Here is a 6,984-nt window from a genome sequence, read left to right on the forward strand (position 1 = left end):
CGCCTCCCGGGGCCGGTGCTAGGGTCCGCGCGCATTTTGCAGAGCAACAAACCAGTCGGATGAAGCATGTCGGTTGACAAGGATACCGTGGCGCACATTGCCAAGCTGGCACGGCTGCGCATGGACCCCGAAAAGACGGAGGCCATGGCCGGTGAGCTGAGCCAGATTCTCGGATGGATCGAACAGCTGCAGGAGGTCGACACGGAAGGTGTCGCGCCGATGACCTCGGTGGCGCAGATGAAGCTGCCGCTGCGCGAGGACGAGGTGACCGACGGCGGTTACCCCGAGGATGTCCTGCGCAATGCGCCCGAAAGCCTGCAGGGCTTCTACGTCGTGCCGAAGGTGGTGGAATGACCCGCGAACTGACCCGACTGACCCTGGCCGAGGCCCGCGACGCGCTGGCCAAGGGGGACTTCAGCGCGCGAGAGCTGGCAGAGGCCCATGTCTCGGCCATGGAGGCCGCGCGCGATCTCAACAGCTTCATCGTGGAGACGCCAGAGAAGGCGCTGGAGAGCGCAGACGGGGCCGACAAGCGCCGCGCGAGCGGTGAGGCGCGTCCTCTGGAAGGTCTGCCGCTGGCCATCAAGGACCTCTTCTGCACCAAGGATGTCCAGACCACGGCCGGCAGCCGCATCCTGGGCGGTTTCGCACCGCCCTATGAATCCACCGTGACGCAGAAGCTCTGGGACGATGGCGCCCTGATGCTGGGCAAGACCAATCTGGACGAGTTCGCCATGGGCTCGTCCAACATGACCAGCTACTACGGCGGCGTCGAGAATCCCTGGAAGCGCGAGGGCGACAACCACAAGCTGGTGCCCGGCGGTTCCTCCGGTGGTTCGGCGACGGCGGTGGCCGGGCGTCTGGCGCTGGGCGCCACCGGCACCGATACCGGCGGCTCGATCCGCCAACCGGCCGCCTTCACCGGCATTACAGGCATGAAGCCCACCTATGGGCGCTGTTCGCGCTGGGGTATCGTCGCCTTTGCCTCGTCCCTGGACCAGGCCGGCCCCATGGCGCGCTCTGTGCGCGACTGTGCGCTTCTGCTCAGGACCATGTGCGGGCACGATCCCAAGGACTCCACCTCGGTGGACATGCCCGTGCCGGATTTCGAGGCGGCCCTGACCGGAGATGTGCGCGGCCTCAGGGTGGGTATTCCCAAGGAGTACCGTGTGGAGGGCATGTCGGAGGAAATCGACAGCCTCTGGCAGCAGGGTATCGACTGGCTGAAGGCTGCCGGTGCCGAGGTACGTGACATCTCGCTGCCGCACACCCAGTACGCCCTGCCGACCTATTACATCATTGCGCCGGCCGAGGCCTCCTCGAACCTGGCGCGCTATGACGGTGTACGCTACGGCCAGCGTGGCGAAGGCTACGAGAACCTCGAGCAGATGTACGAGGCCACGCGCGGCTCTGGCTTTGGCGACGAGGTCAAGCGCCGCCTGCTGATCGGGACCTACGTGCTCTCGGCTGGCTATTACGACGCCTACTACAACAAGGCGCGTCAGGTGCGCAGCCTGATCGCCCAGGATTTCACCAAGGCCTATGAAGAGGTGGACGTGATCCTGACGCCCACGGCGCCGTCTACCGCCTTTGCCATGGGCGACAAGATGGACGATCCGGTGGCCATGTACCTGAACGACGTCTTCACCGTGCCGGCCAGCCTGGCCGGCCTGCCGGGCATTTCGCTGCCGGCCGGATTGTCGTCGGACGGCCTGCCGCTGGGCCTGCAGTTGCTGGGCAAGCCCTTTGACGAGGAAACGGTGCTGCGCAGCGCCGGGGTTCTGGAAGAGGCCGCCGCCTTTACGGCCGTGCCGGCCCGCCTGTCGGAATAGGAAGAAACGATGAGTTTGATTCAGGGTGAAACGGGGGACTGGGAAGTCGTCATAGGGCTGGAAATTCATGCCCAGGTGATCTCTCGCTCCAAGCTCTTCTCCGGCGCCTCCACAGCCTTCGGGTCCGCCCCGAACAGCCAGGTTTCCCTGGTGGATGCCGCCATGCCCGGCATGCTGCCGGTGCTCAACCGCGAATGCGTGGCGCAGGCCGTACGTACAGGCCTGGGGCTGAACGCAAGGATCAATCTGGAATCGGTTTTTGAGCGCAAGAACTACTTCTATCCCGATCTGCCCCAGGGCTATCAGATCAGCCAGTATCAGACCCCGGTGGTCGGCGAGGGCGTGATCACCATCGACCTGCCCGACGGAAGCTCACGCGACATAGGCATCGAGCGTCTGCACCTGGAGCAGGATGCCGGTAAATCCATGCATGATCAGGATCCCAACAAGACCTTTGTCGATCTGAACCGCTCGGGCGTGGCGCTGATGGAGATCGTCTCAAAGCCCGACATGCGCTCGGCCGAAGAGGCCGGTGCCTATATCCGCAAGCTGCGCTCGATCCTGCGCTATCTGGGGACTTGTGACGGCAACATGGACGAGGGCTCCATGCGCTGCGACGTGAACCTCTCGGTGCGCAAGCCGGGCGGTGAACTGGGTACGCGTACGGAAACCAAGAACGTCAACTCCGTACGTTTCGTGCAGCAGGCCATCGACTACGAGGCCCGCCGACAGGTGGAGCTGCTCGAAAGCGGTGGTCGCGTGATCCTGGAAACCCGCCTGTTCGATGCGCGCAAGGGCGAAAGCCGCTCCATGCGCAGCAAGGAAGAGGCACACGACTATCGCTACTTCCCCGATCCCGACCTGTTGCCGCTGGAGATTGAGCAGGCCTGGGTGGACGAGTTGGGCGCCAACCTGCCGGAGTTGCCCGACGAGAAGAAAGCACGCTTCATCAAGGACTATGGCCTGACGCCCTATGACGCCAGCGTGCTGGTGGCCGAGCAGGCCAATGCAGCCTTCTTCGAGACGGTATTGGGCGAGGGCGGGAAACGCGATCCCAAGATTGTCTCCAACTGGGTGACGGTGAACTTTTTCGGTGCGCTCAATGCCTCGAGTCTTGATCTTGGGGACGCTCCTGTCAGCGCAGAGCAGCTGGGCGGCCTGATCGACCTGATCGCCGACGACACGATCTCGGGTCGCATTGCCAAGGATGTTTTCGAGGAGATGTGGGCCACCGGCAAGGACGCCGCCACAATCGTCGAGGAAAAGGGCCTGAAGCAGATCACCGACACCGGCGAGATCGAGGCCATTGTCGACAAGGTGATCGCCGAGAATCCCGAACAGGCCGAGCAGTTCCGCAGCGGCGACAACCCCAAGGTCATCGGCTGGTTTGTCGGCCAGGTCATGAAGGCCAGCCAGGGCAAGGCCAATCCCGGCATGGTCAATCAGCTGCTCAAGGACAAACTGGGCGGCTGATCCGCTTGGTCTGGCAAGGCATGGAGTTCATGTTGCGCCTGCAGAAGGTGCCGGTTTCTGGGGCATGCCTGCATGCATAGGAGCCCTGCCCGCAGGGGGCTACCTGACGGCCTGTCGCTCTGTTAGGGCTTGGGTCTCGCTTGCGGGGACCTGAAATAACGTCAGAACAAGAGCTTCATGTCATCTTCCTCCCTCTTCGTGCGGCTGATGCCCGGGCTGTTCGTGGTGCTCTGGGCCACGGGTTTCATCGGGGCCAAGCTGGGCCTGCCCTATGCCGAATCACAGACCTTCCTGGCGCTGCGCTTTGCGCTGGTCACCTTGTTGGTGGTGCCGCTGGCCTTTGTCATGAAGGCGCAGTGGCCGCGCGATCCACGGCAGGTGGCGCATGCCGCCGTGGTCGGCGTCGTGGTGCACTCCCTCTACCTGGGCGCCGTCTTCGCTTCCATCGAGCAGGGACTGCCGGCTGGACTGTCGGCTCTGATCGTCTGCCTGCAGCCGATTCTGACGGCCACGGTCGTTGGCCCGCTGCTGGGCGAGACAGTGCGCCCGCGCCAGGTTTTGGGCCTGGTGCTGGGTCTCCTGGGGGTCGTCATGGTGCTCTCGGGACGCATGGACCTGGCCGTCGGCGCCGCCCTCTTTGAAGGTTTCGGCATACCGGCGGTGCTGCTCAGCGTCCTGGCCCTTCTGGCAATCACCTTTGGTGTCGTCTATCAGAAGCGCTTCTGCACCGATCTGGATCTCTGGGCCGGGGCCGCCATCCAGTACACGGCCGCGACCTTTGCAAGCGGGGTCGTCGCGCTGGCCTTCGAGGACAATCACGTCACCTGGAGCGGCGAGTTCCTCTTTGCCCTGGGGTGGTTGGTCCTGGTTCTCTCCATCGGTGCGGTCAGCCTGCTGATGCTGCTGATCCGTCTGGGCGAGGCCGGTCGCACGGCCAGCCTGTTCTACTTGGTCCCGCCGGTTACCGGCACGATTGCCTGGATTCTGTTCGACGAGACGCTGGGACCGGTGGCCCTGGCAGGAATGCTGGTGGCTGCCCTGGGCGTGGCACTGGTGGTGGTGCGTCCGCGCAGGGGCTGATGTCCGGCCAGGCTTGGCGGTCTGCCTGTGTTCCCTGCCGATGGGCTTGTCGTGGCGGCCTGGGGGCGCCACCTTTGAAAGAGATTTTCCATTAGGCTGCCCTTATCCTTGCGGCGGCCATCATCCGAAAGCCAGGGAAAGGATACTTTCGACTTATGACGATCGAACTCTACAGCTGGGCGACGCCCAACGGGCATAAGGTACACATCATGCTGGAGGAGCTGGGTCTGGACTATAATGTCCATGCCGTGAACATCGGCGCCGGAGACCAGTTCGATCCCGGCTTCCTGAAGATCAGCCCCAACAACAAGATCCCGGCCATCCTGGATCCCGACGGTCCGGACGGCCAACCACTGCCGCTGTTCGAGTCCGGCGCCATTCTGCTCTATCTGGCGGAAAAGCACGGCAAGTTCCTGCCGGCCGAGGGCAAGGCCCGCTATGACGTCATGCAGTGGCTGATGTGGCAGATGGGTGGACTGGGCCCCATGCTGGGCCAGGCGCACCACTTCCTGCGCTATGCGCCCGAAGAGGTGCCCTATGGCAAGAAGCGCTACAGCAACGAGGCCAACCGCCTGTATAATGTGATGGACAAGCGCCTGGCCGAGAGTCGCTACCTGGCCGGAGACGATTATACAATCGCCGACATCGCCGCCTGGCCCTGGACACGCAATCCGGATGGTCAGAACGTGGATCGCGAGGAGTACCCGAACTTCGTGCGCTGGCATGACGAGATTGCGCAGCGTCCGGCCGTTCAGAAGGCTGTCGAGGTTCTGGCCAGCGAGCGTCCGCCGGCGTTCGATGAGAAGGCCAAGGATCTGCTGTTTGGCGAGGGCCAGTTCCAGCGGCGTTGATACGATAACAGGGGAACAGGAGGTTGGGGCTATGCGAGATCGGCGCAACTCAGGGGTAACGCCCGAGAGCCTGGCCGCCCAGGGCGGCTATGAAGGGGATGCCGAGACGGGGGCCGTTGTGCCGCCGGTCCATGCCGCCACCACCTTTCGGCGGGGCGAAGACTACGGCCCGCCGCCCCAGGGCGATTACCTGCGCAACGCCAGCCCAACAGGCCGGCATGTGGAGGAGCTGCTGACGCGCCTGGAAGGGGCGGAGGCCGGTCTGGTCTTTGCCTCGGGCATGGCGGCAGCCACCGCTGTTGTGATGGCACTCAGGCCGGGCGATCACCTGCTTCTACAGGATCCGCTCTACTGGGGCTTCCGCGGCTGGGCGGTGGATTTCTGCCGCGACTGGGGGATTGAGCTGGAGACGATTGACGCCACCGATCTGGACGATGTTGCGAGCAAGATCCGGCCGGGAAGCACGAAACTGATCTGGATCGAAACACCGGGCAATCCGGTGATGCAGGTGGTGGACATCGCCGGCCTGGCAGAGATCGCGCACCAGGCCGGCGCCCGGCTAGCGGTGGACAGTACCATGGCGACCCCTGTCCTGCAGCGGCCGCTCGAACATGGTGCCGATATCGTCATGCACTCCGCCACCAAGTACCTGAACGGGCACAGTGACGTGCTGGCCGGTGCCCTGTTGACCCGGCAGGCGGATGATTTCTGGCAGCGCATCGAACAGCACCGCAGCCAGACCGGAGCCACCCTGGGCCCCTTCGAAGCCTGGCTGCTGCACCGTGGTCTGCGCACCCTGTTCGTGCGTGTGCGCCAGGCCACTTCCACTGCCGCCTGGCTGGCCAACCAGTTGTCCAAGCATGCCGGGGTCGAGGCGGTGCTCTATCCTGGACGCCCGGACCATCCGCAGCACGATCTGGCCCTCCGACAGATGCCGGGCGGCTTCGGCGCCATGATGAGCCTGTTGGTCAAGGGCAGCGAGAAGCAGGCCGTGGACGTGGTGCGTGCCTGCCGCGTCTTCGTGCCGGCAACGTCGCTCGGCAGTACCGAAAGCCTGATCGAGCATCGCCCGACCATAGAGGGCAGCGACAGCCCGATTCCGCGCAATCTGATCCGTCTGTCCATTGGGCTCGAGGATCGCCGCGACCTGTTCGTGGACCTGGACCAGGCCTTGCGCCAGGCCCTGAAGTGACATGTCGGCCTGTTTGCCAAATTCTCCGCTGTCCTGTCATTGACAAGCGGGGGAGCGACTGACTAGAAAGCACAGCCTGCAGACAGAGCAATGCCCCGACTTGGGGCCTGCGGAGGGGTGGCCGAGCGGCTGAAGGCGACGGTTTGCTAAACCGTTATAGGGTTAATAGCCCTATCGGGGGTTCGAATCCCCCTCCCTCCGCCATTTCTTTTTAGGTCCGTTCCGGACAGATGGTTTACATTTGATACCGGAGAGATGGTTTACAGTTTCTCCGGGGCGAATGGATTGGGACCGGGTTCGACACGGTCCGTCTCCTTGTCGAAGAATCCTAGATCATAGTGCATGAAGCTGACCAGCCAGATTTGATCGTCGACCTCGCGGATGCCGAGGGTTTGCCCGGCGAAGACGGTGCTGAGATTGATCTTGCGTTTTCCGACACAGATGCGCCCGCAGCGGGTTACTCTCACAATGCGATCATGGAAGGGATAGTCCGGCTCGCGCGGCGGCTCGTAGACGCGCGGTGAGGGTGTATAGATTTCCCCTGGATAAGCGCCTG

General features: G+C 63.6%; 7 protein-coding genes and 1 tRNA gene. 7 read left to right on the plus strand and 1 reads right to left on the minus strand.

From position 1 onward, the window contains the following. The first annotated feature begins 66 nt into the window (after window positions 1–66). The 7 genes from gatC to G502_RS0115160 all read left to right on the plus strand — a co-directional run bounded on the left by gatC (window position 67) and on the right by G502_RS0115160 (window position 6,632). Complete coding sequence (gene gatC / locus G502_RS0115130) at window positions 67–354, plus strand: Asp-tRNA(Asn)/Glu-tRNA(Gln) amidotransferase subunit GatC (RefSeq protein ID WP_022729524.1); 288 nt, start codon at window positions 67–69, stop codon at window positions 352–354. Further along, window positions 351–1,832: an Asp-tRNA(Asn)/Glu-tRNA(Gln) amidotransferase subunit GatA gene (gene gatA / locus G502_RS0115135; RefSeq protein ID WP_022729525.1), complete on the plus strand. Its 1,482-nt coding sequence runs from the start codon at window positions 351–353 to the stop codon at window positions 1,830–1,832. The genes gatC and gatA overlap by 4 nt, the downstream gene beginning before the upstream one ends. 9 nt (window positions 1,833–1,841) lie before the next feature. Further along, window positions 1,842–3,305 carry an Asp-tRNA(Asn)/Glu-tRNA(Gln) amidotransferase subunit GatB gene (gene gatB / locus G502_RS0115140; RefSeq protein WP_022729526.1) on the plus strand — a complete coding sequence of 488 codons (1,464 nt, stop codon included), beginning with the start codon at window positions 1,842–1,844 and terminating at the stop codon, window positions 3,303–3,305. 177 nt (window positions 3,306–3,482) lie between these two features. Next, the gene (locus tag G502_RS0115145; protein WP_022729527.1) at window positions 3,483–4,385 is read left to right on the plus strand and encodes a DMT family transporter; all 903 of its coding nucleotides are present in this window, start codon (window positions 3,483–3,485) and stop codon (window positions 4,383–4,385) included. 155 nt (window positions 4,386–4,540) lie between these two features. Beyond that, complete coding sequence (locus tag G502_RS0115150) at window positions 4,541–5,236, plus strand: glutathione S-transferase N-terminal domain-containing protein (protein WP_022729528.1); 696 nt, start codon at window positions 4,541–4,543, stop codon at window positions 5,234–5,236. 31 nt (window positions 5,237–5,267) lie between these two features. Next, window positions 5,268–6,428 (plus strand): trans-sulfuration enzyme family protein, encoded by a 1,161-nt coding sequence (locus tag G502_RS0115155; protein ID WP_022729529.1) that lies wholly within the window; start codon window positions 5,268–5,270, stop codon window positions 6,426–6,428. A 111-nt stretch (window positions 6,429–6,539) separates the two neighbouring features. Next, window positions 6,540–6,632 (plus strand) — tRNA-Ser (locus G502_RS0115160). A gap of 56 nt (window positions 6,633–6,688) precedes the next feature. Here G502_RS0115160 and G502_RS22410 read toward each other — a convergent pair. Beyond that, a partial coding sequence (locus G502_RS22410) for a hypothetical protein (RefSeq protein WP_022729530.1) occupies window positions 6,689–6,984 on the minus strand: 296 nt, incomplete at its 5' end.

This window comes from Fodinicurvata sediminis DSM 21159, assembly GCF_000420625.1.
GTDB lineage: Bacteria > Pseudomonadota > Alphaproteobacteria > Kiloniellales > DSM-21159 > Fodinicurvata > Fodinicurvata sediminis.